The sequence below is a fragment of the Pseudomonas syringae genome (assembly GCF_023278085.1).
GTDB lineage: Bacteria > Pseudomonadota > Gammaproteobacteria > Pseudomonadales > Pseudomonadaceae > Aquipseudomonas > Aquipseudomonas syringae_Q.
In genome coordinates this window covers 4,200,296-4,225,667 of sequence record NZ_CP066265.1, presented here as the reverse complement: position 1 = coordinate 4,225,667, position 25,372 = coordinate 4,200,296, and the positions used below count along the sequence as shown (strand labels likewise).

At 59.7% G+C, this 25,372-nt stretch carries 20 protein-coding genes; 6 read left to right on the top strand and 14 right to left on the bottom strand.

The features are described from left to right. Positions 1-324 precede the first annotated feature (324 nt). On the top strand, positions 325-882 hold the full coding sequence (locus I9H07_RS18820) for a hypothetical protein (protein WP_024674692.1): 558 nt from the start codon (positions 325-327) through the stop codon (positions 880-882). Positions 883-1,101: 219 nt separating this feature from the next. Here I9H07_RS18820 and I9H07_RS18815 read toward each other — a convergent pair whose 3' ends face one another. The 7 genes from I9H07_RS18815 to I9H07_RS18785 form a co-directional block, all read right to left on the bottom strand. Beyond that, entirely contained in the window at positions 1,102-1,905 is an 804-nt protein-coding gene (locus I9H07_RS18815) for a SirB1 family protein (RefSeq protein WP_024674693.1), read from the bottom strand. Positions 1,906-1,996: 91 nt separating this feature from the next. Continuing rightward, positions 1,997-2,869 carry a hypothetical protein gene (locus I9H07_RS18810; protein ID WP_248957188.1) on the bottom strand — a complete coding sequence of 291 codons (873 nt, stop codon included), beginning with the start codon at positions 2,867-2,869 and terminating at the stop codon, positions 1,997-1,999. Positions 2,870-2,900: 31 nt separating this feature from the next. Further along, positions 2,901-4,865 carry a bacteriophage N4 adsorption protein A gene (locus I9H07_RS18805; protein WP_236425713.1) on the bottom strand — a complete coding sequence of 655 codons (1,965 nt, stop codon included), beginning with the start codon at positions 4,863-4,865 and terminating at the stop codon, positions 2,901-2,903. Beyond that, positions 4,862-6,982 carry a glycosyl transferase family protein gene (locus I9H07_RS18800; protein ID WP_236425712.1) on the bottom strand — a complete coding sequence of 707 codons (2,121 nt, stop codon included), beginning with the start codon at positions 6,980-6,982 and terminating at the stop codon, positions 4,862-4,864. Before I9H07_RS18800 ends, I9H07_RS18805 begins: the two co-directional genes overlap by 4 nt. Before the next feature lie 12 nt (positions 6,983-6,994). Then, positions 6,995-9,211 carry a cellulose biosynthesis cyclic di-GMP-binding regulatory protein BcsB gene (locus tag I9H07_RS18795; RefSeq protein WP_024674697.1) on the bottom strand — a complete coding sequence of 739 codons (2,217 nt, stop codon included), beginning with the start codon at positions 9,209-9,211 and terminating at the stop codon, positions 6,995-6,997. Between the two features lie 163 nt (positions 9,212-9,374). After that, positions 9,375-10,625, bottom strand: a complete 1,251-nt coding sequence (wecB, locus tag I9H07_RS18790; RefSeq protein WP_058823868.1) for a non-hydrolyzing UDP-N-acetylglucosamine 2-epimerase — start codon at positions 10,623-10,625, stop codon at positions 9,375-9,377. Between the two features lie 709 nt (positions 10,626-11,334). Next, positions 11,335-11,601, bottom strand: coding sequence for a YebG family protein (locus I9H07_RS18785; protein WP_024646778.1), 267 nt, complete (start codon positions 11,599-11,601; stop codon positions 11,335-11,337). Between the two features lie 406 nt (positions 11,602-12,007). Between I9H07_RS18785 and I9H07_RS18780 the strand changes: the two genes are divergently transcribed. Further along, entirely contained in the window at positions 12,008-12,496 is a 489-nt protein-coding gene (locus tag I9H07_RS18780) for a phosphate-starvation-inducible protein PsiE (RefSeq protein ID WP_058390844.1), read from the top strand. Positions 12,497-12,554: 58 nt separating this feature from the next. Here I9H07_RS18780 and I9H07_RS18775 read toward each other — a convergent pair whose 3' ends face one another. Together I9H07_RS18775 and I9H07_RS18770 are read right to left on the bottom strand one after the other, a co-directional pair. Continuing rightward, complete coding sequence (locus I9H07_RS18775; RefSeq protein WP_024674699.1) at positions 12,555-12,887, bottom strand: YXWGXW repeat-containing protein; 333 nt, start codon at positions 12,885-12,887, stop codon at positions 12,555-12,557. A gap of 232 nt (positions 12,888-13,119) precedes the next feature. Then, positions 13,120-13,452 carry a DUF3509 domain-containing protein gene (locus I9H07_RS18770; RefSeq protein ID WP_058823867.1) on the bottom strand — a complete coding sequence of 111 codons (333 nt, stop codon included), beginning with the start codon at positions 13,450-13,452 and terminating at the stop codon, positions 13,120-13,122. Positions 13,453-13,616: 164 nt separating this feature from the next. Here I9H07_RS18770 and I9H07_RS18765 point away from each other — a divergent pair, with 164 nt between their 5' ends. Together I9H07_RS18765 and I9H07_RS18760 are read left to right on the top strand one after the other, a co-directional pair. Further along, a complete protein-coding gene (locus I9H07_RS18765) occupies positions 13,617-14,159 on the top strand; it encodes a sigma-70 family RNA polymerase sigma factor (protein WP_236424048.1) in 543 nt (180 codons plus the stop codon). Then, the gene (locus tag I9H07_RS18760) at positions 14,156-15,118 is read left to right on the top strand and encodes a FecR family protein (protein ID WP_236424049.1); all 963 of its coding nucleotides are present in this window, start codon (positions 14,156-14,158) and stop codon (positions 15,116-15,118) included. Before I9H07_RS18765 ends, I9H07_RS18760 begins: the two co-directional genes overlap by 4 nt. A gap of 85 nt (positions 15,119-15,203) precedes the next feature. On the opposite strand, the gene I9H07_RS18755 is transcribed toward I9H07_RS18760, so the two are convergent. Next, positions 15,204-15,635: an HPF/RaiA family ribosome-associated protein gene (locus I9H07_RS18755; RefSeq protein ID WP_024674703.1), complete on the bottom strand. Its 432-nt coding sequence runs from the start codon at positions 15,633-15,635 to the stop codon at positions 15,204-15,206. A gap of 247 nt (positions 15,636-15,882) precedes the next feature. On the opposite strand from I9H07_RS18755, the gene I9H07_RS18750 reads away from it, so the two are divergent. Then, positions 15,883-18,384, top strand: a complete 2,502-nt coding sequence (locus I9H07_RS18750; RefSeq protein WP_236424052.1) for a TonB-dependent siderophore receptor — start codon at positions 15,883-15,885, stop codon at positions 18,382-18,384. Positions 18,385-18,668: 284 nt separating this feature from the next. Here I9H07_RS18750 and fecA read toward each other — a convergent pair whose 3' ends face one another. The 4 genes from fecA to I9H07_RS18730 all read right to left on the bottom strand — a co-directional run bounded on the left by fecA (position 18,669) and on the right by I9H07_RS18730 (position 24,329). After that, a complete protein-coding gene (fecA, locus tag I9H07_RS18745; RefSeq protein WP_236424054.1) occupies positions 18,669-21,017 on the bottom strand; it encodes a TonB-dependent Fe(3+) dicitrate receptor FecA in 2,349 nt (782 codons plus the stop codon). Positions 21,018-21,866: 849 nt separating this feature from the next. Next, a complete protein-coding gene (locus tag I9H07_RS18740; protein ID WP_236424055.1) occupies positions 21,867-22,844 on the bottom strand; it encodes a FecR domain-containing protein in 978 nt (325 codons plus the stop codon). Continuing rightward, the gene (locus I9H07_RS18735; RefSeq protein WP_024673755.1) at positions 22,841-23,344 is read right to left on the bottom strand and encodes a sigma-70 family RNA polymerase sigma factor; all 504 of its coding nucleotides are present in this window, start codon (positions 23,342-23,344) and stop codon (positions 22,841-22,843) included. Before I9H07_RS18735 ends, I9H07_RS18740 begins: the two co-directional genes overlap by 4 nt. 100 nt (positions 23,345-23,444) lie before the next feature. Further along, positions 23,445-24,329, bottom strand: a complete 885-nt coding sequence (locus I9H07_RS18730; protein WP_236424057.1) for a helix-turn-helix domain-containing protein — start codon at positions 24,327-24,329, stop codon at positions 23,445-23,447. 136 nt (positions 24,330-24,465) lie between these two features. Between I9H07_RS18730 and I9H07_RS18725 the strand changes: the two genes are divergently transcribed. Continuing rightward, the gene (locus tag I9H07_RS18725; protein ID WP_236424059.1) at positions 24,466-25,368 is read left to right on the top strand and encodes a DMT family transporter; all 903 of its coding nucleotides are present in this window, start codon (positions 24,466-24,468) and stop codon (positions 25,366-25,368) included. The last annotated feature ends 4 nt before the right edge of the window (positions 25,369-25,372 follow it).

Genomic DNA, 25,372 nt, shown 5'->3' with positions numbered 1-25,372 from the left:
CCTCTGCTATCGGCATGATTCAGCACCGCTGCTGTTGATTGCCGGCGACCTGCACGACCCTCTGGATGGCTCGCCCCATGGCGAGCGGGCCAACGTGTATCTGAAGGCTCGGTAAGCTGAACATGTGTATGTTCAGCTTGCCGCTGTTCTTGAAGATTTCAGGTGGTGTAAAGTTTATTTAAGCCGGCTTGTAAGTTTGCTTACCAAACAATGTAAGAACTTTCCGAGCAACTTGTAAGTTAGGTATGAATTTTTTCAGCGCTATAAGATAAGCACGTTCTGCTCCGATATGACTGTTGCATTCATTCATATAAGGAGTAGCACATGGCACGATCAATCTGGGGTGACCTTCCACCGGTCACGGTCGCCGCGCCGCCTGCGAGAGTCAGTGTCAAAAAGGCTGCAGAGCAGGTGGGGCAGGTGTTGCAGGAGGTTGGCGAGAATGCGCTTGCGCTCAATTCTCTGGCGATGGAAAAGCGCAAGATGAAGCCGCTGTTCAAAGGTTTCAATCCTGAGCAGATTACCCCCAAGGATCTCAACAGGGCAGGGATGATCCTCTACAAGTTCGGCATGATCGACAATCACACCGCTGAACTTATGAGCCGAGCCGGTGATGAGTTCGACAGTAAAGGCAAACTTGTCGATCCGAATAAAGAGATCAACGCAATGGAGTTCTTTGCCAACCGGATTATCGATATGAAGGAGAAAGCATTGAGCGGCGATCCGTACGCCCAGATTCTGTTGCCTGACTACATCAAGACCCTCCATGTCATGCAGAACCTGCAGGCGTTTGCCGAGTCCGGCGACAGTTACGACATGCGCAAGATCAAGGACATGGAGAGTAAAGGGCTGGTCAAACGAACACCGAATGCCCAGGCCTGAGCAAAGCTGGCCTCACAAACGATCGGCCATAAAAAAGGCCGCTGCCTGTACACGTACCCGCAGCGGCCAAACAAAACGCGGGATCAAGGGAGCTTGCAAATCCACGTTGAATTTCAACGACGGCAGGTTACCTGCCCTTAGTGCATTGAAAAATCCCCGCGCTGGAGATGCAGCATTACGCAGCCAGCAACAATGGCCAGCAGCTCAGGGGCCAGCAGCTCAATGCACGGTACGATGTGACGGCAACTGGCTCAGGCGTTCAGTCAGCCTGATGCGTTGTATAGGGTCTTCACTGAGCAACAGCGCGTGTTCCAGGTCGAAGCGTTCGGCCTGCGGGCATTCAAGCATCTGATACAGCGTCGCGCGGGCCAGGTAATCGCTGCTGATGGCCTGACCCATTTCGACGATCCGGTCGGCGTCCTTGAGCGCAGCGATAAAGTTGTCATTGATCTGATGCAGGTGCCGGAGGTTGCGTGACAACCGTTGCACCATGCTCGCAGGTGTCGCCGACGCCATGTGTTCGGCGCGCAGTTGCATGCCTGGTCCGAATTGGCGGAGCAGCAGTTCACGGCAATCTTTGGGGTATAGCCTGCGACCGCCGCAGGGGTCGAGCAGATGGTCGGCGCCTGGCACGCGCAGCAGAAAGTGGCCCGGGAAGTTGACGCCCTCCAGCGCGATGTTCAGCCGCCTGGCGATTTCCAGTGCAATAAGTGCCAGCCCCAGCGGCTGGCCCCTACGGCGCTGGATGATCTTGTGCAGCAGTGCCGCGTCAGGTTTGGGAGGGTTCCAGTCATCCTGCTGAAAACCCAGCGCGCTGAGTTGACGCAACATCGGTTGGGCAAGTTCGGAGGCGGGCAGGACCGGCAGGGCGGCGTCTATCTGGCGTTGCAACTGATCCAACTCAGCCATCATGTCCTGGCGTGAAAACTGCGCGTCATGCTCTGCCGAAACCCATAGCGCGGCTTCAAACACCGAGGGCGGCGTATGTTGCAGGCAGGCCAGGCAATGCTGACGTGGCGTCATCGACAAGCTCCGTGGGCCTTACAGTTTCAGGCATCCAGTACGAAGACTCTTTGTAGCCCTGCGCAGGGCTTTCGTCCAGCGCAGCCTGTTGCTACTTGTTTAGTGCGTCTACCAGTTCTGGCGTTACGTAGTGCGGGCCGTCGAACAGGTACAGCGGGTAACCGTCATAAGCGTCGAGCTGGGGTTGCAACTCATCGGCGGTTGCCGAGCGAAAGCCACCGCCGGCCTGTGGGCGAAAGGCTTCGACAATGATTCTCACCCGGTTTTTGCCCAGTCGTTTGCGCAGCGCGTCAGCGTAGGTCCGGGCGATCGGCGCGGTACGGGCGTAAACGCCGACGCCGTCCTGAAAGAACACCCCGATATCATCCGGCAGCCAGGTCTTCAGCCAGTCAGCTGTGGCGGCCGGGCCGATATTGGCGCCGTCGTAGACACTTATCCACAGCGGCCTCGGCAGTTTCGCCAGCAGTGCAGGCAGCTCTTTGGCACGGCTCCAGCTGGGGTCTACCTCGGCTGGAAAATACCAGCCAGTGACGTTCAGCGGCGTTTTCACGTTGGCCAGTTGCGCAGACAGGGTTGCCAGTTGCTCGATGTTGTCCCGCGACTGGTTTTCGCTGAAGTGCCCGGCCAGCCCGAGAATCACTTCCTTGGCCCACGGCTCTTTGCCGATCCGTGTCCAGTCCGGCAAGACAGGTACGTTCGGCAGGGTGGTGCCCGGTATGAAGGACTGCCCGTCGACCGCCGTCCACTGCACCAGCAGTTGCCGTGCGCCGAGTGTGTCCCAGTCACCCTTGATGCCGACCGTGGCGTTATCCGGCTGCCAGACAATGCCGACGATACCCGGCCCTTTGGGCAGCAGTATCCGATACAACTCGCTGGAGCCGACGCCCAGCACGCCGATCATAAGCGCAGCCAGCGACGTCTTGATCAGCGTCGCGCGTCGCAACAGTGCGAGCAAAGCCTTCAAACACTACTCCCGGATGGCTGATGTGCGGTGATTACCACGAGAACGTCATACGGGCGAATACACCTTCTGCCCGGTCATCGCCAAACACTTTCTCCCGGTACTGCACAGAGAAATCGACATATGACTGCGGCGCCTTGTACCTGTCCTCGCGGAACCAGTAGCGCACACCCGTGCCGACGCCCAGACCGCCTGCGTTGCCGGAAGACGTGCTGCTGCGGCCGAGACTGTCGACCTCGCTGCGCATCTTCGAATCGTAGTCCACTGCGGCGACCACATGCGGGAATACCACCAGCCGTGGGCTGATGCTGTCCAGGCGAAAGCTGCGCCCGACCTGCCATTCGCTGTTGAAGTAGTTACGCTTGTCCTGCAGATAACGGCCGCCCTCAGCGTACAGCTGTGAGGTCCACCAGCTTGGCACGTCGACCCGCAAGTCAGTGCCAATGCTGGAGCCATAGCCCAGACGCACCAGCCAGTCGCCGTCGGCATTGGAATTGCCCAGCGGGAACGTGCGTTCGAAAGCGCCGATGATGTTGACTTCGCTGAACGGCTTGGCACGTATGCCGAGCGCGCCTTGCAGGGCGTCCGCGCCGGTGTCGGATTCACCGCTCTTGCTCCACAGCGTGTCGGTCACCCGCCCGTACAACTCGACGAAGCGCGCATTGCGGTAACCGAACGGCCGCCAGAACACCTCGGTGCTGTTCTGCACGCTGTCATTGCTGCCGCCGGGTGCGCCGCTCAGGCCGCTGCTGGTGCTGGCGCCGCGATAAGTCGTGGTGTTGGTCAGGCCCCAGACGCGGGACAGATCGGAGACCGCGCGGCGGGTATCGAACACTTGCTGGGCAGGCATCTGCAAATCGCCGGTCTGCTGATAATCCAGCACGCGCTTGAAGTAGGCGATGGCCTGCGCGTCATCCGGGGTGCGCATGGCGCTGTAGGCGGCATCCTGCACTTCGCGGGGCTTGAGACCGGACTGACGATCAACGCGCTTGAACGTGTCCAGTGCGCCTTGATCATCGCCTGCCTGGCTCAGGAAGTAGGCGATCTGCACTTCATCACCCGGTTGCAGTTCGCCAGCGTCGCGGGCTTTCTGCAAACGTTGCAGCGCCTCGCCCGGCTGGCCCATGGCGGCATACAAAGATGCCTGTTCACGCAGCGGCAGATTGCCGACGGCCATGGCCTGGGCAAAGTCCTGACGGGCACCGTTCTGATCGCCAAGACGCTGACGCATTTGTCCCCGCTGGACGAGCAGGGTGGCGTCGTTGCCATTGAGCGCGAGCGCTTCGGTGGCCGCAGAGCGTGCTTCGGCGTATTGCCCCTGGGCAATCAAAGCGCTGACCAGCAGTTTTCGGTACGCCATTTGTTTCGGGAAACTGCGGACAGCGTCACGCGCCTCGCTGACGGCGGTTTCGTTATCGCCGCGTGCCAGTGCCTTGTAGCCAGTGGCCGCCTTGTCGACCGCCACCTGCTCCTGGATCGCCTGCCGACGGCGCGTCAGGACCGGCTGTGGGCCGAGTGCCTGCTCTGCGTCGTTAATGGCTGTCTGCGCTTCGTCCAGACGCTGCTGACGTTGCAGTGCCTCGATCAGCATCATGCGGTAATCCAGACTTTTCGGTGCCTGTGCAATCGCTTTGCGGGCGTGGCTGGCCGAGCCGTTGTAGTCATGCCGGGCGTATGCCCGCAGCGCCTGATTACCTTCCAGATAGCCGGGTTTCGGACGCGTCTTGTAGGCGCGCTGCGGGTGATCGCGGCGGTACTTGTCGCGTTCGGCCAAGGCAATCAGGTCGCGCAACTGGCTGGCATCGGCGCGCTGACGCAGCGCCTCGTTCGCCTTGGCGATCGCGAGGTCGTAATCCTTGCGGTTGTAGGCCATGTAGGCTTCGTTGGCGATGGCATACGCCGGACCGGTCAACGGCAACGGCAGGGTTTCTGCCTGGCTGAACGGCGAAGAGAGACTCAGGCCAGTCACCAGCAGCGACAGGATGAAGGGGCGCTTCATAATGGCTGCTCCGTTTGATCGGCAGGTCGATATTGATTGTGCTGAAGGGCCACAGCCTCTTCGATGGTTTCTCTGGGCAGCACGCCGATGTCGACCAGATAATCGCCGATACGGCCATGCACATGCGGGCGATAACCCAGCATGGCCTTGCGGAACACCTCGCGGTCCAGCAGGCCCTGCTCGACCAGCAGATCGCCCAGCAGTGGCGCAGCGGCCGGCAAAGGCTGACCGCCAACGGCTTGCAGCTGACGTAACTGCGCAACGATCTCGCTTTCACGCGCGACCAGTTGCACCGGCTCCGAGCCAAGCTGTTCGGTAATCTGTTGCAAGCCTTCTTCCGGAAGCGGACTGGCCACTGCGATTTCCGTGCGCCCCTGAACATTGATCGTCAGTGGCACCACGCGCCAGCGCAGGCAGAACTCATCCGCCAGCACACTGCTGTCGGCGCGTTTGCTGGCGATGTCGAACACCCGCGGCAGATCATTCTGGAAGGCGATGGCCTCAGCGAGGGTTTCATCGTCGAGCCAGCCATGGCTCAGCAAAATCCTGCCCAGCGGCACCTGACGGGTTTGCTGTTCAGCCAGTGCGCTCTGGAGTTTTTCGTCGTTGATGGCCTGCCAGGACAACAGCACGCTGCCCAGACGGCGAGGCGCGGCAGCCACCAGGTCGGTGGACGGGAAGTCGTGCATGGTCTTGTCCCAGACCAGCTTGCGGTTGAGCAGCTTGCCCACCAGAAACATCCGCCAGGCCCGCGCGGCAGCCATGAAGTTGACGAAGTTGCCGACCACCATGCGCGGTATGGACAGCAAGCCATGCTGCCAGCCATACAGAACGGTGGTGAAGTAACAACGGTGAGCTATCCGCCACAGCAGGGCAATGCCGTTGGCCACCAGCAGGTACTGAATCAGCCCGGTGGTTTCAAACGGTGTCGGGAAGCTGGTATTCCACAGCCCGCTGGAACGCAGAACGATCAGTGCCAGCAACTGGATGAGGATCAGGTAGGCAATGATGCTGATAAACGAGGTCACCACACCCTTGCGGTCGCGAAACAGCAGGTAACGGTTTGCCAGCGAGCCGGTCCAGCCCATCTGTTCCCAGCCTTGCAGGCCGATACCCAGCGTCCAGCGGGCTTTCTGGCGAAACGCGGTGCGGAAGGTGTCCGGGAAAAACTCGCGGACACACAGCGGCATTTCAAGGGTGGATTCGTACTGCTTGCGGAACCAGGATTTGCGCAACACGCGAAATTGCACCGGGAAACGCACGAAAATCGCCTGCATGCCGTACTTTGCCAGCCGTGCGCCGACGTCGTAGTCCTCGGTCAGGCTTTCGGTATTGAACGGCTGGTTCTGGTTCTCATCGGCCAGCACCATCAAGGCACGCCGCGAAAAACAGGTGCCGACACCGGCCGACGGCACGGTGTCGGTCATGCTTTCACGCACGACCAGGTCCTTGCCGTGCCATTCGGCGAACTCATCCATGTAGGTGCCCGCAACCCATTCGTACCAGTTGCGTTCCAGCGACACGACCGGTAGCTGGATCATGTCCTTGCGTGGCAGCAGGTAGTTGAACAGGCGCAGCTCAAGCGGGTGCAGCACGTCTTCGCTGTCGTGCAGGATGGTCCCGGCGAACTGTACGGCATGAGTCTTCTCATACAGAAAGATCGCCTGGATCACCCAGTTCAGGCAGTCGGCCTTGCAGGTCGGGCCGTTGTGCGGCACCTCTACACGGTGCAACTGCTTGTAGCGACGGCGCATGCGCTCCACTTCATCGATGGTGCGCTGGTCGTTGATGTAGGTGCCGACGAAGACCACGTAATTCTGATAGTCGAGGGTCGACACCATGTTTTCGATCATCGGCGCGATGACGTCGTATTCCAGCCAGGCCGGGACCATGATCGCCAGCGGCTGCTCATCACGCGCCATCAACTGCTCGGCAGTCAATGGCCGGTAGCGGCGTTCGGCGGTGAACTTGCGGTACAGCCGCCTGGACCAGTACCAGATGTCGATGAACAGGTCATCGATGCTCGACACGAGAATGATCAGCCCGACAATGATCGTCGCGACTTCCAGCACGCTGTAGTAATGGGCCAGCCAGTAAGGCCAATAAAGCGACGTCATTGCGGCGATCCGTTACGAGCGATTGCGACGGGCGTTACGGCCAGCCAGCAACAGGATGAGAAAGAGCACGATACCGGCCGGAATCAGCCACAGCAGCGACGGTTTGCGCCAGGCTTCGATGCCGGTGGTTTCTTCTTCTTCGATCATCTTGCTGCCGGTTGGATCATTGGCGTCAAAAGTCGCCACCGGGCCGCTGTCGGCGAGCAGGGTTGCATTGCCGCGTTCCAGCAGCAACGGACGCTCGAAGACCGGGGCCTGACCGCCCAGTGTGCGATAGACCATACCGTGCTGACTGCCAGCCTCGATCACTTGCAGGGAGGCCAGGTGATTGAGGGTCTTGAGATCCAGCAGCGTCTGTTCTTTGTGGTTGATCAGCAGATGGCCTTCGTTATCGGCCTTGACCGACTCGGCAGCGTCCTTGACCGGCAGCTCGAAGGCCAGAAACGCCTTGGCCGGTGTCACTGCAACACTGGCGTCGTCACTGACGCTGAGTTGGGCGCGCAACGGCGAAACACCGGCCGCGCTGGCAACACGGACAACCTGCGGCAGGCTGCTGGCCGGACGTTCGAGGTAGCCCTTAGGCACCATCAGTTGAGTGTCGGTTGCGAAGCGCGCGGCCATCCCGGAGAAATTGCTGTCCGGGTTGACCTTGTCCAGTACCACATGGCTGGTCGGCAGTACCGAGATCGGGAACGCCTGTGGCGTTTCCAGGCACATGTTGCTGACCGGCTGACGCTGGAAAGACACACGCAAGGTGTTCTGCGCCGCCAGAGCGTATTGCGGAATCCGTGCTTCGATGCGTTCTTTCTTGCCGTCGGCCGTCAACTGCAACGCACCGATCAGGTAATCGTTGAGAAACACAGTAGCAACCGGAGGCGTGCCTGACGCACCCGGTGCGGCCGCCACATCGATCATGGCGGTGACCGGTACGCGACCGTCATAGGCCACGCTGCCCAGCGGGAACGAAGCGGTCCAGTCGGTTTTCGCCAGCACGTCGACCGTCCCGGGCTTGCCGCCCAGGCGCGTCAATGCCACACGACCGTCTTCGCTGAGCGGCATGGCCGCTTCTTCGCCGATGGTCAATTGGCGGCTGCGGGCCAGTTTGTTCCACGCCGAGCTGAACAGGCCAATGGCCTTGTTCGCCGATTCCGGCTTGATCATCAGCAAGGCGCGATTGCCGAGCAACGCCAGGCTGACGTCGTCGCCAGCGCTGTTGGCAAGCGGCTTTTTGATGTGGCGCTCACGCCATTGGCTCAGTGCGCCAGCGGCCGATGCATCGACACTCTGGACTTGCGCTTGCAGCGCGTCGAGCGAGTCATCGATGGCCTTGAGCAGTTGCGGGTCGCTGATGGCCAGGTCTGCCTGCAGCGCAGGTGTCTGGCCGAGCATCAGCAGGGCACCGATTTCAGCCTGATCGCGCAGGGTGTAAACGCCTTTGCCATTCAGGCTGGCAAACGCCGGGATCTGCATGAGTTCTGCCGGAATACGCAGATTGCTCAGATCAAGGCTGTCCTGTACGGCAGGAAACGGCAGGATACGGGCCTGCTTGCCGATTCGTTCCAGAGCAACGCCCAGGCGCCAGGCAGCATCGTAGCTGGCAGCGGACAAGGTGCCCGGTGCGACCAGCAGACCGGGTTTGCCGGGCAGTGCGGTCCACGCCGCGCCGACATCCTGCAACTGGCTGGCGTCATAGCTGTAGGTCAGCCGGGTGTGCGGATCAATGCGCAGTACGTTGCCGATGGCGCGTTCGTCTTCACAGAGTACTTTCGAGATCACCGAGGACCAGGCAACGCCCAGACGCACCGAGCCGCTTTCCCGCGCCGCTTTGTCAACACCCAGTACCGTGCTGGCATTGCCCTGTTCTTCGTTAAGGCCAAGGGCACGTACCGGATAGCCGTCCAGCGACAGCAGCAGCGTGTTGCGGCCTGCTTCGCCGTTCAGGTAACTGGCGTCAAAATTCAGCGTCGCGTCAGTCAGTGGCACATTGGCTGGCACTGGCAGGTACAGCTCCCGGCGCGCATCACTGGCGCTGAGAATGATCGGGCGATCGATACCCAGTTCCCGCAGCTCGACCACTCGCTCCTGACGGTTGTCGGCAGTGATCCGGTTGATCGCCAGGGTCAAGGGACTGTCGGCGGCCAGAGCGAAGGTGGGCATCAGAGCCAGCAGGCTCATTCCGCAGGCAAAGGCGCTCAGCGCGCCCATGTTTACGGTAACGGAAGATTTCATCGGGTATGTCTCGGTAAGGGCTCAAGGCCATTGGGTCTTGAAGCAGGCAGCAGGTCCGCGAGAAAGGCCTGACGGGCACAGGGCGTGAACCGTGTGCCCGTAACGTCTACGGACTGTCTGCTGCGGATTCGATTGTGGGTTGTAGCGCGAACATCTCGCTGTATTAACTGGCCATTGAACGCACTTGCGCATGTTGTTGCAGGTGCCCGGGCATGACGCCAGGCATAACATCGACCGGGTCCGGGCGACGACGCGGCATTTCAGCGACAAATTCGTTTACCGGGCGCCCCATCAGCGCATCGACGATACGCGCACTGGCCTTACCGTCACCGTAGGGGTTGGCGGCGCGGGCAGCGTTCTGCCAGAGCTCGTCGTTGTCAAACAAGGCGTTCACGCCGCGAGTGATGGCGTCCGGTTCGGTGCCCACCAGGCGCACAGTGCCAGCCGCGACGGCTTCAGGCCGCTCGGTGACGTCGCGCATGACCAGCACCGGTTTGCCCAGCGACGGCGCTTCTTCCTGCACGCCACCGGAATCGGTGAGGATCACGTGGGAGCGTTGCATCAGGCGCACGAACGACAGGTAATCCAGCGGTTTGATCAAATGCACATTGGGCAGGTCGCCCAAATGTTCGGTCACCGGCCCCAGCACGTTGGGGTTCAGGTGTACCGGGTAGACGATCTGTATGTCGTCACGCTGCGCGAGTTCACCCAGCGCCTTGCAGATGTTCAGGAAGCCGTCGCCGAAGTTCTCGCGGCGATGACCGGTCACCACCAGCACTTTGCGGTCTGGCACCAGGAACGAAAATTGGCGATCCAGTGCATGGCACAACTGACGGTTCGAATCGATTCGCTGGGCGGTCAGCTGCAAGGCGTCAATGACGGTGTTGCCCGTCACGAAAGAAATACCCTGCAGGCGCTCGCCCAGCACGTTGCGCCGCGACTCGGCGGTTGGCGCGAACAAATGATCGGAGATCAGATCGATGCAGCGACGGTTCATTTCCTCAGGCCAAGGCTGACGGATATCACCGGTGCGCAAGCCAGCCTCGACGTGGCCGATGGGGATGCGACGATGAAACGCCGACATCGCTGCCACCATGGCCGAGGTGGTATCGCCGTGCACCAGAACCTTGTCCGGCTGCATTTCGTCCAGGATCGGATCGATAGCCGCGTACAGCGCTGCCGTCAGAGAATTCAGTGTCTGCCCTGGACGCATCACGTCAAGGCTGTAATCCGCCTTGAGCTCGAACATGTCCAGCACTTGCTGCAGCATGCTCTGATGCTGACCGGTGATGCAGATTCTTGAATCGATACCCGGCTCTGCGGCCAGTGCTCTGACCAGAGGCGCCATCTTGATAGCCTCCGGGCGAGTGCCGAAAATCGAAAGGACCTTCATTCTGGGTTGCTGACCAGCCATTTATTTCCTCCCGCGCTGTTGAGCGCGCCGCACAGCAACTGAACCGGGCAATGGGCTCGGACAGCTTGCGAGTTGATGGGTTTCTCGGGCGGGAAAGATCGGAGTTGATACTCGATGTTCACTTCAGTGTGATGTAGCAAAATGCCTTGTTACCCGGATTTGCTGGAATTATTAGCAGAACACTTTAATAAAGCCAAACTTTTTATTAAGTATTTTTCGATGTAAGGATTGCTAGGAACTTTCATTTTTAAACACGGTCAGGCGCTCGGCTCTGCGCGTTCATGGGTGCGTTTGGACCAATGAATACTAGGCTTTCAGGGGGGTGGTGGCTTATTGTCTGCTGTTGTCAGGGCGGGAATGAATACTCTAATTCAGCGTGATGGCAAAAAGTTCAAACAAAAAATGAGGGGCAGTGAAGTGACTCACTACAGCAAAATCCTGACGCCTGATTAATGACATTAAAAGAGAAGAGGTTCACAAAAAATGACGCTGATATTATGACGGTGCGGAACTTTACTATGTAACGAGTTTGCAGCGGAGGTACAGCGAGAGGTTATCGGGAGTCGCGTTACATGGTATTCAGCTGAAACTATACATTCGAACCTCGACAGCCAAGAGTTGTAACAGGACTGCAGTCATCTGGGCAAGCCATAAATGAGAATGGTTAACGACCCTCAAACGAAAGGGTCGAGATTCGTTCGGATGTCCGTCAGCTTTCTGTACTGGCTGTCTCCGACAGTTCGTTCAGCGCTGTAGCGTTGTTTTTGAACGCTGCCGCAAAAACGGCCCGGTTCTTCGCCATGTAAATGCTCGCGTCTTCCGCGTGTTTCTCGGAGATCCCCGGTACGTTCTTGACCAGGACGTCAGTGAGCAGCTCGGCCAGCTCGAGCATTTGATCGTGCGCATCGGCGAGTTTACGGTCCACGAAAGTAGTCTCCAGATCGCGGGTACTGCGGTAAAGGGTTTCAACAGCCATTTTGGCCTCGTCGTCTTATCCAGTGTTGATAGGGCTAGACCCGGACGTCCAGTGCTTCACGCGCTGACCCGCGGGTAATGCAAAAGCAGTGATCGTGCATGACCAGCGTGCCGGTCAGAGAGAGCGGTGCGCCACATTGAAGCCGTTCACCCACGCATCTGCGTCTGAGGGTGACTTCTCGATTACTGTGTTTTTATACAGTAAAAGGGCTGGAGCAATCAAGCGCTGTTTGAATAGTGGCATTTGAGCATCTTTTTTACCCTGCAAATGTGCCTTGCGACATCCCGTCGCGCTCTCAACCATAGCCTATGGCCCTGTTCCTGCTTTATATAGCAGGCCACACACAGGTGTCACGAGTACCCGGCGGTGTCCGGTCGGCATAAACGAAGGTTCAGAGGTAAGCGTCATGGGAAACAAATGGGCCGTAAAGATAAGGCATCGGGTGCACGGGCAAGCCGAATCGCTTGGCAATCTCTGTGTCGAGAGCTTCCACTTTCTTGCGCTGTTCGCGATCGGTGCAATCACTGCCTGGGCGTCAGTGGTCGCGTTTCTGGGGATGGTCGAGAAAGGCAACGTCACCGTCGATGACATCCTGTTGCTGTTCATCTATCTCGAACTGGGGGCGATGACCGGGATTTATTTCAAGACCAATCACATGCCTGTGCGCTTCCTGATCTATGTTGCGATCACCGCACTGACCCGCCTGCTGATTTCCGACGTGTCCCACCACAATCCGCCCGACATCGGCATCATCTATTTGTGTGGCGGCATTCTGTTACTGGCGTTCGCGATTCTGGTCGTGCGCTACGCGTCGTACAAATACCCGTCGGCGAAAATCCCCGATTCATCCAGCGCGGTCAAAGGTGCCGTGACGGAAGAGAAGGGCGAGGTCTGATCGAAGCGCCAGCGGCATCCATGAAAGATGCCGCCAGGTGCTTGCTGTAAGGAAAGTTTTAGTTGAGCCAGACCCCGGCGTGCCAGTGCCAGCCGTCACCTGCGCTCTCCCAGTGCGGATGCACATAGCGATAGCCGGGTCGTTCTGCTTCCCAGTGACCGTGAACCGGCACAAAGCGCTGGCCGTTCCAGTGCCAGTAACCGCGTGCCCATATATAGCCGGGACGCGGCGCGGGTTCCACCTCGACTATTCGCTCGGGCGGCGCTTGCGGCGCGATGACTTCTTCGACGTATTCATGATGTGCGTGCGGTCGCTCATGCACCACTCGCTCTTCGACACAGCCTGATGCGATCGCAAGTGATGCGATCAGTACCCCATAACGTAAGAACATGTTGCCTCCTCGGCGTTAACCGCAGGTGCAGTGGCGCTGAGCTGAATGCCCAGTTGCTCGAATGTTTCTGCGCAAGAAGTGTTGTAGCAGGTTGTATCTGTCCTTTAGCTGAACCTGCGAGACGGCTGGAGGGCGATTCGATGAGAGCTGCAGGTCGCGGTCGTCACGGAGGACGACCGGGGGAGGGGATATGTACGAGCAGGCAAAGACAGCCGTGACAGTCGGGGTTTCGTCACGCTCCGGCGTTGACGACGGCCTGATCCCGTGACCACAGACCATTTGCGGGCGCCGGGTTTTTTTGCAGTGTGACACCGTCCGTCATCGCCGCCAGAATCTTGATCGCACTCTCGCCACGCTCGATGGCGATGCCGAACTGCACGCTTTCGATAAGCTTGCGCAGGCGCTGGGGATCGTTACGTTGCGCAGCGCTGATCAGGCGCTTGGCAACCACTCCGCGTTCATTGGAGAGGGTCAGCATGATGCTGCCGTCCAGCCCTTGAATGCTCAGATTCACCCGGTAATCGGGGTGGAATGTGTCTGTGATCATCTGAAAAGGATTGTCCATATCATTCACCTGCTCAATGGTTCTGCATAAGTTGACCGGGTAATAGTCCTTTTGGTTCTTGATGACTGATCAGCGGTCGCGTTGCTCCGGCGCTTGCTGCTCAGAGGTTTTGCTGTCATCTTTTGCGTTAATGATAATTTTTCGTGTTTGAGATGCATTGACGTATGCGCGACTTTTCCGCGGTTGATGACGACGCCAGTCGTCGCCAGCAAATGACCGAGCTCTACAGCGACCATCACTCGTGGTTGCAGAACTGGCTGCGGAAAAAGATCGGCTGCTCGCAGCGCGCGGCTGATCTGGCTCATGACGCTTTCGTGCGAATTCTTACCCTGACCGAACCGCCCAATCTCAAGGAACCGCGCGCTTTCCTGGCGACCACCGCAACTCGCTTGCTGATCGATGGTGCGCGGCGGCGCAAGGTCGAGCGTGCCTACCTTGATGCGCTGGCGTTGCATGCCGACGGAACCGACGCTCCCGGCCCTGAGGCGATTCATGCCGCATTGCAGATCCTGGAGCGAATCGCCCGGTTGCTCGAAGGCCTGCCCGAGAAACCACGCCAGGCTTTTCTGCTCCATCGCCTTGATGGGCTGACGTACAGCGAAATCGCCACTCACTTGGGTGTGTCCTCCAGCATGGTCAAACAGTACATGGCCAGTGTCATGGTGCATTGCTACAAGACACTGCACAGTTCGGGCCATTTCGCATGAGCGACAGGCACGAACCCTCCGAACGGATGATTGGCGAGGCCGCGTCGTGGCTGGCTTTGCTGCACGATGACTCGGTCAGTCCAACGGACAGAGAGGCCTTCGAACGCTGGCGGCAGGCAGACCCCGGACATGAAGTGGCACTGGCGCGCATGCACTCTATGTGGGGCAGTTTTGACGAATTGTCCGACACTTCTGCGCGAGCCGCACTCCGACAAACATTCGCACCGGCGGGGGCAAAACCCCACTCGCGTGCAGTGCAGGCGCTGGCCTTGATCGGTGTTCTGATGTGCGGCTGGATGAGTGCCGAGCGCTTGCCTGTGTGGATGGCCGACCAGCACACGGCGGTCGGCGAACGGCGCGAGTTTTCCCTCGCCGATGGCAGCCAGGTGCAACTGAACAGTGGCTCTGCGCTGAATGTTAAATTCGATGGACGGCAGCGGACCATCGAGTTGCTGGAAGGCGAACTGTGGGTCGAGGTGGCCAAAGATGTGCAGCGACCGTTTGTGGTGCGCACGGATCAGGGCACAGTCACCGCGCTGGGCACACGCTTTGTGGTGCGGCGTGGCGACGAGGGCACGACGGTCAGCGTGCTGGAGTCAGCCATCGCCGCACAGGCCAACACGGCGGACGTAGTGAAAGTGGCTAGCGGTCAGCAGGCGCTGCTCAAGGACGGGCGAGTGCAGACGCCGCACGCACTGGGCAACAAGGACCCGGCTGACTGGACGCGTGGCGTGCTCAGGGTTGATGACCGGCCGCTGAGTGAAGTGCTGCAAACCCTCGCGAGTTATCGCCACGGCCTGCTGCGTTTCGATGCGCAGGCGTTGCAGGGGATGCGGGTGTCTGGCGTGTTCCGGCTGGATGATACCGATGCGGCGCTGGCCACGCTGGCCGATAACCTGCCGATCAAGGTCGAGCGATTTACCGATTTGCTGGTGCGCGTCGAACCGGCTGCCCGATAGCTGCGCCCTTGGCAAAAAGGGCGAACCGTTTCCGGTTCGCCCTTTGTTTACAAAACGTATCTGTTTACCACACGTGTCAGCTAACTCAGGTCAGCCGAGCGGCTTCTTTCTCCTGCTCTTTTTCCAGAAATTCTTCTTCGAGCAGCGCGTCCGGGCTGATCGGGTCGTCGTCCTGCTCGGCGAGGGCCGGCGCAGCGCCGCGTTTGCTGCCGCGCAGCTTGCCAAACAGATGCTCGAGAGCGTGATCGAGTTTTACCGCAGCACCATCCACAGCCTGATCGACCGTATCGGCTTTGTGGGAAACAGAAATAGGTTGGTGTCCTTTGGGCCGCGCTTCCATCTGGCATTTGATGTCATGCGGGCCGGGCTTGTCGCCGTTTTCATCGCGGATATGGACTTCCACGCGAGTCAGGTTTTCGTCGTAGTGTTCGAGCGTGCTTTCAACGGTGCTACGGACCCACTCCTCCAGTCGGATACTGCTTTCGATGTGATTATCGCTATTGACCTGGATTTGCATAGTTAATCCTTATTAGGGCTTGCTCGTGCGAGGCTGGACTGTGCGATTCCCTGCGGAATCGATTTCGTTTGCGCTCACTCACAGTGTTGGCGGCAATGGCCTGACAATTCAACCCCAATATGTAAGAAATATTTCGCAGCAAAAAAGCACCGACGATTATTTGAATGTAAATCCATCTCATTCACTGTCTGTTTCACGAAGGTATACGTCAAGGCTAAGGAAACCCAATCTATACCAAGGATCTGTCATGCCCCGTCCCGCCAGTTCGCTGCACCCCTTGGCACTTGCCGTTCTGATGGCGTGTGCAGCGCTGCCGTCGCACGCCGCCGAATCTTCCCTGCCAGCGGCCGGCGTCAATGCGACGCGCAGTTTCTCGATACCGGCCGGTGATTTGAGTCAGGTGCTCAACACCTTTTCGGAACAGGCAGGCCTGGCGCTGGCGTTCGATCCTGCGCTTACCCAAGGCAGGCGCAGCAACGGTTTGCAGGGGCAGTACAGCCCCGATGAGGCGATTGCCCGCCTGTTGGGCGGCAGCGGTTTGCGGGCCATGGCGTTGTCGGCCAATCGATATCGTATCGAGGCCGCGCCCGAGGCTGTCGAGGGTTCGATGGAGTTGCAGGCCACCACCATCAGTGGTGCGGCGCAATTCGAGACCGCCACCGGGCCGGTGACCGGTTATGTGGCCGCGCGCGGGTTGTCGGCAACCAAGACCGACACCGCGCTGATCGAGACGCCGCAATCGATCTCGGTGGTGACCAAGGATCAGATGAAAGCCCAGGGCGCGGAGAATCTTAGCCAGATGTTGCGCTACAGCGCCGCAGTGGTGCCCGAGACGCGCGGCTCTACGGCTTCGCGTCTGGACATGCTGAGCATCCGTGGGTTCTCGCCTGCGTTGTATCTGGACGGGCTGCGCATGCCCGACAACCGCGACGCTGCGCCGCAAAAGGATGCGTTCGATCTGGAGCGGGTGGAAGTGCTGCGCGGTCCCGCGTCAGTGTTATACGGCCAGGCCAGCCCCAGCGGCGTGGTGAACATGGTCAGCAAGTTGCCGACAGAAACACCGTTTCACGAGATCGGTCTGACCTACGGCACCTTCAACAAGAAGCGCACCACGTTCGATTTCGGCGGCCCTGTCGATGATCAAGGCGTTTATTCCTATCGCCTGTCCGGGCTGTACGATGATGCTGACGGCCAGATCGAACACACCGAAACCCGTCGTCAGTCAATCGCTTCGGCATTCACCTGGCGGCCCGATGACGATACGTCGTTGACCGTGCTGGCCAATTATCAGAGCGATCCCAAAGGCGCGTCTTATGGCTCGATGCCTGCCTACGGTTCAGTGGTGAACAGCCCGACCGGGCGGCACATCGACTTTGACTTTTATGACGGCGAGAAAGACTTCGAAAAGAGCGACCGTGAGTACCATGCGGTGGGTTACCTGTTCGAACACCACCTGAATGATGTCTGGACCTTCCGCCAGAACGCCCGCTACCTGCGCAGTGAAGGGCTTTACCGAAGCATCTATAACGGCTGGGGCACTTTGCAGCCTGACTATCGCACCTCGGAACGCGCCACCATCGCCACCGACGTGAACCTGGATTCGTACACGTTCGATAATCAGATGCAGGCCAGGTTCGACACTGGCCCACTGCAGCATACGTTGCTGCTGGGGGCCGATTATCAGAACACCAGCACTGATAGCAAAGCCGGTTATGGCATTGGGCCAACGCTGGATATCTTCAATCCGGTCTATGGTTCGCCGGTGGCGATCCCGGGTTACACCGAGTCCAGCACGCAGCGCGATCAGCAAAAAGGCTTGTACCTGCAAGAACAGTTGAAGTGGGACAAATGGGTGTTGTTGATGGGCGGCCGTTACGACTGGGCCGAGAGCAGCAACAGTTCTACCGACCTGACTTCACGCGCCAAGACCCGGTCTTCTGCCGACAGCGAAGCGTTCACCGGGCGTCTGGGCCTGGTTTACCTGTTCGATAACGGGCTGGCGCCGTACATCAGTTATTCCGAATCCTTCGAACCACAAACCGGCACAGGGCTGGGCGGTTCGCTGTTCGAGCCGACCGAAGGCACGCAGTACGAACTTGGCATCAAATACCAGCCACCCGGCAGCAACAGCTTCATCACTGCAGCGATTTTCGATTTGCGTCGTGCCAATGTGCTGACCCAGGACCCGGAAGGCAATATGTGTAATGGCGCGGTCTGTCAGGTGCAGACCGGTGAAGTGCAGTCGCGTGGTTTCGAACTGGAAGGCAAGGCCAGTCTGAATGACAACCTGGACATCACGGCCGCCTATGCCTATCTGGATAACCGGGTGACCAAGTCCAACAACGTGGTCAATGTAACGTCCGGCATCATCGGCGACGCACCGGGTCCGGAGGTTTCGACCAAAGGCACCACAGCTCCGGCCATTCCACGCCATACGGCGTCGGCATGGGTCGATTACACGTTTCATGAGGGGCAGTTGAAGGGGGCTGGCGTGGGCGGCGGTGCGCGTTATGTCGGGGCAAGCTGGGGCGATGAAGCCAACACCCTGAAAGTGCCGGGCTACACCTTGTTCGATGCTGCTGTGCATTACGACATCCCGAACATCAGCAACAGCATGGACAACCTGCGCCTGGCACTGAACGTCACCAACCTGGCCAACAAGGAGTACGTCGCGTCCTGCTACACCTATTCATGGTGCTGGTACGGCTCGCAACGTACCGTGCAGGCAAGTGCTACGTATCGGTGGTGACAGGAACCTGCTTCTCGTTACTCAACTCACGCTTTAGGGTGAACATGCAGTTCGTGACGCGGCGCATTACAAATCTGCGCGGTGCCGCTTGCTCGGGATTGGACTCGGAGCACGCGGAGTATGGGCACGATAGGCGTTCTCCTTGACGCCTCTCGTTCCTCACGCTCCAGCGTGGGAATGCAGTTCGTGACGCTCTGCGTCACATGGCCGCCGTGACGCATGGTGCAGGTTGTGCCGAAATGCATGCCAATGCGTTGGCACCAGCGTCGTCTTTTTTCCTGAAACTAGAACGCAACCGACGTCTGCACATACACCGTGCGCGGTTCGCCGACGTATTTGCCGCGGTTGTTGTCGTCGAACGAGCGGGTGTAGTACTGGCGGTTGAAGATATTCTTTATCCCGACAGCAACGTTGAGGTCCGACAATTGCGGGCCGAAGTCGTAGTTGGCGCGGCTGCTGAACAGCATGTAACCCGGGATCTTGCCAGTGCTGCCATCGGCGCTTTCGGCTGCCGTGTTGGCGTTGTCGGCGAACTGATCGCTCTGGAAAGAACTGTCGACATTGAGCTTCCACGGCCCTTCGGTATAGCTGACGCCCAGCGTGCCTTTATGCTTTGACGAGAACGGCACGCGGTTGCCCTTGTTCGGGCCTTCTTCACGAATGGTTGCGTCTACGAACGCATAGGTTGCGTAGACATCGTAGCCAGCCAGTGCCGGGTTCAGACCTTCCAGCGCGTAATTGATGCTGGTTTCGATGCCTTGATGACGCGTTTCACCGCGTGCGATCACCGTGTCGTTGGTCTGGTTGCTGTCGTACTGATTGTCGAAGTTGATCAGGAACGCGCCGATCTCGGCCCGCAGGTTACCGTTGTCGTAACGTGTTCCCAGCTCCCAGGTACGCGCCTTTTCCGGTTTGACTTCATCCCCGGTCACGCGGTTAGGCATCTGGCTGTACTGCACGCTGCCGAACGAGCCCTCGGTGTTGGCGTACAGGTTCCAGGTGTCAGTCAGGTGATAAAGCACGTTCAATGCAGGCAGCGCGGTGCTGTAGTCGCCTTGATAGCGGGCATTGGTCAGGTTGTTGTTCTGCGCGGTGTCGATCATTTCGTAGCGAACGCCGGGCGTGATGGTCCACTTGCCGATATCGATCCGGTCATCGATGTAAAACGCATGCGCTTCTGTCGCGCCGCGGGTGTCGCGGTCGTTGCGGCTGCCGGTGGTTGGCAGTTCGCCCGTTACCGGTTCGCGATAGCGCAGTTCATGACCGGCTTCATTGACGTAGCGATAACCGACGCCGACTTCGTGCCAGGTCTCGCCCAGTGCGAAGCCTTGCGAGAAGCGTGTTTCCAGGCCGCGCACCCAGTACTCACGAGGCGACAGTGAGACGAAGTTGCCCTGATCGAGATAACCGCTGCGCAAGGTCTTGGTGAAGAACGTGTTGGCCGTGAACACCCGCGCATCCTGTTCGTAGCGATAGCCGAAGTTGAACATCGTGCGACGGCCCCAGAACTTGTCTTTCAAGCGCGTCGACTGATACGGGTCGGCATCGTAGTCCTTGACGCTCAGCCCGCCGGGCATCTGTGCTTCGCCCTCGTAGTACTGCGCCATGGCATTGAGGCTGTTGGCCTCGTCGATCTGGTATTTGCCTTTGAGAATCAGGTCATCGATTTCAGTGTCGCTGTGTTCGCGCCAGTCACCGCCGCGCACGCCGGAATACAGAATCGCACCACCCAGACCGTTGTCTGCGGTGCCGCCGGCCAGCAGGTTGCCGGTGGTCTTGAAGCCGTCATGGCTGGACGACGGGCTGGTTTCGGTCTGTATGCCGCCTTTGAGCGTCGGCGCATCGGGGATGGCGCGGGTCACGAAGTTGACGATGCCGCCCACGTTTTGCGGGCCGTAACGCACTGCGCCGCCGCCGCGTACCACATCCACAGCGTCCATGTTGCCCATGCTGATCGGCGCGAAGGACAGTTGTGGCTGACCATAAGGTGCAAACGGCACCGGGATGCCGTCCATCAATACGGTGGAGCGTGATGCCAGACGCGGGTTGAGGCCGCGAATGCCGAAGTTCAACGCCATGTCATGGCTACCGGTGCCGTTGTTGTCCGGCGCATTGACGCCGGGAATGCGATTGAGCACCTCGCGCGCCGACGTTGCACCTGCACGCTCGAACTCCTCGCGGCGAATCACGTCACGTGCGCCCGGATGTTCGAACACGTTGGTCTGCTGCGCTTCGCCCAGCCAGTCGCCGACCACCGTGGAGACGCCCAGTTCGATAGGCGCGCCCGCCACACTGGCCGATTGCAACGTGAAGCCGTTGTTGCCGTCAGCCATGGCCTGCAACCCGGTGCCTTCGAGCAAGGCATTCAGGCCTTGCTCAGGCGTGTATTGACCTTCCAGCCCACGGCTTTTCAAACCGCCGGTGATCTGCGAACCGTAAGAAATCAGCACGCCCGACTCGCGCCCGAACTGACTCAGCGCCGCCTCAAGCTCGCTGGGTGCGATGTGATACACCTTGGGAGTCACGTCTGCAGCGTAAGCCATCGACAGGCTGCCGACCGAGAGGCTGGCGCCGAAAATGACATGACGCAGTGTGCGCACCAATGGCGAAAGTTGAGTAGGGCGGGCTGACATGCAGGAGTCCTTTGACCGGAAGGTTGAGAGATGCTTTCCCTGTCTGTCACGCGAGCAGCAAAAAACGGCTCACACTGTTTGAAAAATTTTGGCCGACCTACGCAAGTCCAACTGACTATCGTGCCGATGCTCCGCGTCGGCATGCAGTTCGTGACGCTCTGCGTCACATCCGTGTTGCAGCGCAGTGTCATGCCTTGCCTGTAATCACTGCACACATAAAAACGCTTTTTTGTCACGATGGCACTGACGACGCAGATTGCGACGTGAGTGACGGCTGAGTCCTGGCGCTGATCCGGGGGATGCTCGGCAGGACGCCGAGCAAGCCGCACCGGGCCATGGATGGCCCGTTGCGGCGCCCCCCGGATCAGTGACAGGGCGAAGGAACCCGACGAAGTCGGGCCGGAAACAGGAGCGAGGACTTTGCTCACTTTGGTCCCTCAAAGTGAGTCGCCGAGGGGCGAAAAGGGGACCTGAGCCGAACCCCCACCCACCTGATTTCGCAGAACCGCCGTGTGACGCGGAGCGTCACGAAAGGCATTACCACGCGGAGCGTGGGAACGATAAATCAAAAGCTGGGCGTGGGGATGAGCAAAATTTTGGCCGACCTACGCAAGTCCAGCTGACTATCGTGCTGATGCTCCGCGTCGGCATGCAGTTCGTGACGCTCTGCGTCACAAGTCTTAAGTTCTTGTGAGACAGCAAGCGGAACCGACGTTCTGGCTTCAACGGAGCCTGCATTTCGTTCGGCCTGAAGTACGCATCAAGGCCCCGCCGTGTGACGCGGAGCGTCACGAAAGGCATTACCACGCGGAGCGTGGGAACGATAAATCAAAAGCTGGGCAATCACTGTCAGACCCGCGCCTGCACGTTCACCCAATAGCGGGTAAAGCGCTGCACGCGCACGGGGAGGGCGAGTTCGAGCATGTCGAGGATGCGTTCGCTGTCGGCCAATGGGTAGCTGCCGGAGATCAACAGGCTGGCCACTTTTGCGTCACAGTTCAAACGGCCGCGTCGGTAGCGACCCAGCTCGCTCAGAAAGTCCGACAGCTTCATGCGCGACGCCACCAGCATCCCTTCGGCCCACGCGCCACTGCCTGCATCCAGCGGGCGCACGCTGTCCCAGGCATCACGACTGAACGTCACTTGCTGGCTCGCCCGCAGCATCAGGCCCGGCCCGGTTCTGCCGGCGGGCGCTACTTCGATGGCCCCGGCGAATACCGCCAGTTGCGTGCGCCCCTCCAGCTGGCGCAGATTGAAGCGGCTGGTGCCCGTCGAGGCTTTCACCGTGCCTTCAGCGCTAAGCAGGTGCAACGGGCGCTGATCCGCCGAAGCGGTCATGAGGATTTCGCCTTGCAGCAACTGGATCAGCCGCTGCTGCGTATCGAAGCGCACATCCACGGCGCTGGCGGTATTCAACTGCACCTGGCTGCCATCGCTCAGCGCCACCTTGCGCTGTTCGCCCACGCCGCTGTTGTAGTCGGCCAGCAACGGTTGCAGCGCGATCTGCTCGCGCAGGCTCCAGCCTGCCGCCGAGCCCGCACCCAGCAGCAACAGCAGTTTCAGCGCCTGCCGACGGCTGTTGGATTTTGGCGCATTGAGGGCCGCGTGTGCCAGTGGCGAGGACAGCCCGCTCAGGCGCTGATTGACGCGTTGCATATGCGCCCAGGCCCGCTGATGCTCGGAATTGCCATTGAGCCACAGCTGCCAGGCCTGCTGTCGGCGGGAGTCGAGTACGCCTTCCTGCATTTCCAGCAGCCAGTTGACTGCTTGCTGCGCCACGGCAGGCGAGATATCGGATCTGTTCAGAGAATCGCTGGTCGGGTTCATAAAGCGAAATAGCAGCGCAGCGCGGCCTTGCTCAGGTGGCGTTTGACCGTCGCGATGGAGATGCCCAGCTCGGCGGCGATCTGGCCGTGGCTCAGGCCGTCGACCTGCGACATCAGGAAGGCGCGTTTGACCAGCGCCGGCAGGCCGTCCAGCAACTGATCCAGCTCTATCAGGGTTTCGAGGATGATCGCCCGTTCTTCTTCCGAGGGTGCCACGCTTTCCGGCAGTTCGGACAGCGCCTGATGATAGGCGCGCTCCAGATCCTGACGCCGGTAGTGATTGCTCAACACGCGTTTGGCAATAGTGGTCAGGAACGCACGGGGCTCGATGATCTGCGCAGTATCGCGGGCGCCCAGCACCTTGATGAACGTGTCCTGCGCCAGATCGGCCGCGTTGTGAGGGCAGCCGAGCCTGCGCCGCAACCAGGTCGTCAGCCAGGCGTTGTGTGCCTCATAAAGGCCTTCGACAGTGTGATTGAGAGCGGAAAGGGCGGTGTGCATCTCGGAGAACAATCCACGGGATTCAATGATGGCGTGGATTCTGGCAGACTCTTTTGCGTATGAGAATATTTATCATTCATATTGCGTTGCATTTTTCCGCTCAGGGTCGAACAGACCCTAACGCCAGTCGATATTCACCGGGCGTTGCGCCCACGGCCTGACGAAACCGGTTGCTGAAGTGGCTGGCGCTGGCAAAACCGCAAGCCAGCGCGATTTCTCCGAGGGGCGTGGCGGTCTGGCGCAGCAATCGGCGAGCCTGCTCGATCCGTCGGGCCAGCAGGTACTGATGGGGCGGCAAGCCGAAGCTTTCCCGGAACATGCGGGCGAAGTGGTATTCCGACAGCGCACACAGGCTCGCCAGTTGCCCGAGGCTCAAGGGGTCAGCCAGGTGCGTTTCGATGAACTCAATCAACTGACGCCGCAAATGCGGCGCCAGCCCGCCTTTCAGGCGCAAGCCTTCGCGCATGCCTGCCTGGCTGAGCAACGCATGGCTGACCATTTCGTGGGCCAGGCTGCTGGTCAGCAGACGTTCGCCGGGTTCGGCCCAGTTCAGGCGGATCAACTGCTGGAAGCGCGCCGCTTGTGCCGGGTCTTCCAGAAAGGTGTTTTCACGCAGTTGCATCTCGCGCGGCTCGCGATCCAGCAGCGTGACGCAGCCCAGCGCAAAGTGTTCCGGGCTGAAATACAGATGCGCCAGACGGATCTCGCCATTCACCACCCAGGCCGATTCATGGCCTGCGGGCAATATGCAGAGCTTGCCCGGCGAGCCTTTGCGGTCCGGCTGGCCGCGCCGGAAAGTACCGGTGCCGTCTGCGATGTAGCATGACAACGTATGGTGAGTCGGCGCGTGATATTCCTGCGAGTCATGCCGGTTGTTCCACTGCGCGGCCACCAGCCCGTCGCCCAGCGGCGCACTTTGCTCCAGACGCGCATGGGGTGAGCTGTTCAGGGCCTGGAAGACCTGGATGGATTCAATGGCTGGCATGTCGACTCCTTTAGGCTTGCTATCCTACTCGCCGCCTGTGCCGCTGCCATTAGCTGTTCAATCAAAAGCGCAAGATTATGCAAACGGGTTGCGCCCAGGACGCAGCAGACTGCTGGCTCATTGAGGAGCCCGCACCATGAACATTTCGCTTTATCTGCTGACCGTGCTGATCTGGGGCACGACCTGGATTGCCCTGAAACTGCAACTCGGCGACGTCGCCATCCCGGTCTCCATCGTCTACCGCTTTGCCTTGGCGGCCTTGGTGCTTTTCGCATTTCTACTGCTGACCAAGCGCCTGCAACCGGTCAATCGTCGCGGTCAGTTGATCTGTCTGGCGCAAGGCGTGTGCCTGTTCTGCGTCAACTTCATGTGCTTCTACACCGCCAGTCAGTGGATACCCAGCGGCCTGATCGCGGTGGTGTTCTCGACGTCGACCTTATGGAATGCGCTGAACGCACGGGTGTTCTTTCGTCAGAAAATCGCTGGCAATGTACTCGCCGGTGGGGCGATGGGCCTGCTGGGGCTGGCCTGCCTGTTCTGGCCCGAGCTGTCCGGACACAGTGCCAGCCACGAAACCCTGCTCGGTCTGGGCCTCGCCCTGCTCGGCACACTGTGTTTCTCAGCGGGCAATATGCTGTCGAGCCTGCAACAGAAAGCCGGTCTGCGTCCGCTGACCACCAACGCGTGGGGAATGTTCTACGGAGCGAGCCTCCTCGCTGTCTACTGCGTGCTGAGCGGCACGCCGTTCACGTTCGAGTGGAACACCCGCTATATCGGGTCGCTGCTGTATCTGGTCATCCCCGGCTCGGTGATTGCCTTCACCGCCTACCTGACTCTGGTGGGGCGCATGGGGCCGGAGCGCGCCGCTTACTGCACGGTGTTGTTCCCGATAGTGGCGCTGAACATCTCGACCTGGGTCGAGGGTTATCAATGGACCTTGCCTGCCTTGCTGGGGCTTGTGCTGGTAATGGTCGGCAACGTGCTGGTGTTCAGAAAAGCCAGGCCGATCGCTGTTGTGGTCGGCGGCAAGCTGGCCTGAGTCA

Excerpts from the sequence above, each read along its gene's own strand:
- I9H07_RS18820 (WP_024674692.1), top strand. The coding sequence starts at position 325 with ATGGCACGATCAATCTGGGGTGACCTTCCACCGGTCACGGTCGCCGCG.
- I9H07_RS18815 (WP_024674693.1), bottom strand. The coding sequence starts at position 1,905 with ATGACGCCACGTCAGCATTGCCTGGCCTGCCTGCAACATACGCCGCCC.
- I9H07_RS18805 (WP_236425713.1), bottom strand. The coding sequence starts at position 4,865 with ATGAAGCGCCCCTTCATCCTGTCGCTGCTGGTGACTGGCCTGAGTCTC.
- I9H07_RS18800 (WP_236425712.1), bottom strand. The coding sequence starts at position 6,982 with ATGACGTCGCTTTATTGGCCTTACTGGCTGGCCCATTACTACAGCGTG.
- I9H07_RS18795 (WP_024674697.1), bottom strand. The coding sequence starts at position 9,211 with ATGAAATCTTCCGTTACCGTAAACATGGGCGCGCTGAGCGCCTTTGCC.
- wecB (WP_058823868.1), bottom strand. The coding sequence starts at position 10,625 with ATGGCTGGTCAGCAACCCAGAATGAAGGTCCTTTCGATTTTCGGCACT.
- I9H07_RS18785 (WP_024646778.1), bottom strand. The coding sequence starts at position 11,601 with ATGGCTGTTGAAACCCTTTACCGCAGTACCCGCGATCTGGAGACTACT.
- I9H07_RS18780 (WP_058390844.1), top strand. The coding sequence starts at position 12,008 with ATGGGAAACAAATGGGCCGTAAAGATAAGGCATCGGGTGCACGGGCAA.
- I9H07_RS18775 (WP_024674699.1), bottom strand. The coding sequence starts at position 12,887 with ATGTTCTTACGTTATGGGGTACTGATCGCATCACTTGCGATCGCATCA.
- I9H07_RS18770 (WP_058823867.1), bottom strand. The coding sequence starts at position 13,452 with ATGGACAATCCTTTTCAGATGATCACAGACACATTCCACCCCGATTAC.
- I9H07_RS18765 (WP_236424048.1), top strand. The coding sequence starts at position 13,617 with ATGCGCGACTTTTCCGCGGTTGATGACGACGCCAGTCGTCGCCAGCAA.
- I9H07_RS18760 (WP_236424049.1), top strand. The coding sequence starts at position 14,156 with ATGAGCGACAGGCACGAACCCTCCGAACGGATGATTGGCGAGGCCGCG.
- I9H07_RS18755 (WP_024674703.1), bottom strand. The coding sequence starts at position 15,635 with ATGCAAATCCAGGTCAATAGCGATAATCACATCGAAAGCAGTATCCGA.
- I9H07_RS18750 (WP_236424052.1), top strand. The coding sequence starts at position 15,883 with ATGCCCCGTCCCGCCAGTTCGCTGCACCCCTTGGCACTTGCCGTTCTG.
- fecA (WP_236424054.1), bottom strand. The coding sequence starts at position 21,017 with ATGTCAGCCCGCCCTACTCAACTTTCGCCATTGGTGCGCACACTGCGT.
- I9H07_RS18740 (WP_236424055.1), bottom strand. The coding sequence starts at position 22,844 with ATGAACCCGACCAGCGATTCTCTGAACAGATCCGATATCTCGCCTGCC.
- I9H07_RS18735 (WP_024673755.1), bottom strand. The coding sequence starts at position 23,344 with ATGCACACCGCCCTTTCCGCTCTCAATCACACTGTCGAAGGCCTTTAT.
- I9H07_RS18730 (WP_236424057.1), bottom strand. The coding sequence starts at position 24,329 with ATGCCAGCCATTGAATCCATCCAGGTCTTCCAGGCCCTGAACAGCTCA.
- I9H07_RS18725 (WP_236424059.1), top strand. The coding sequence starts at position 24,466 with ATGAACATTTCGCTTTATCTGCTGACCGTGCTGATCTGGGGCACGACC.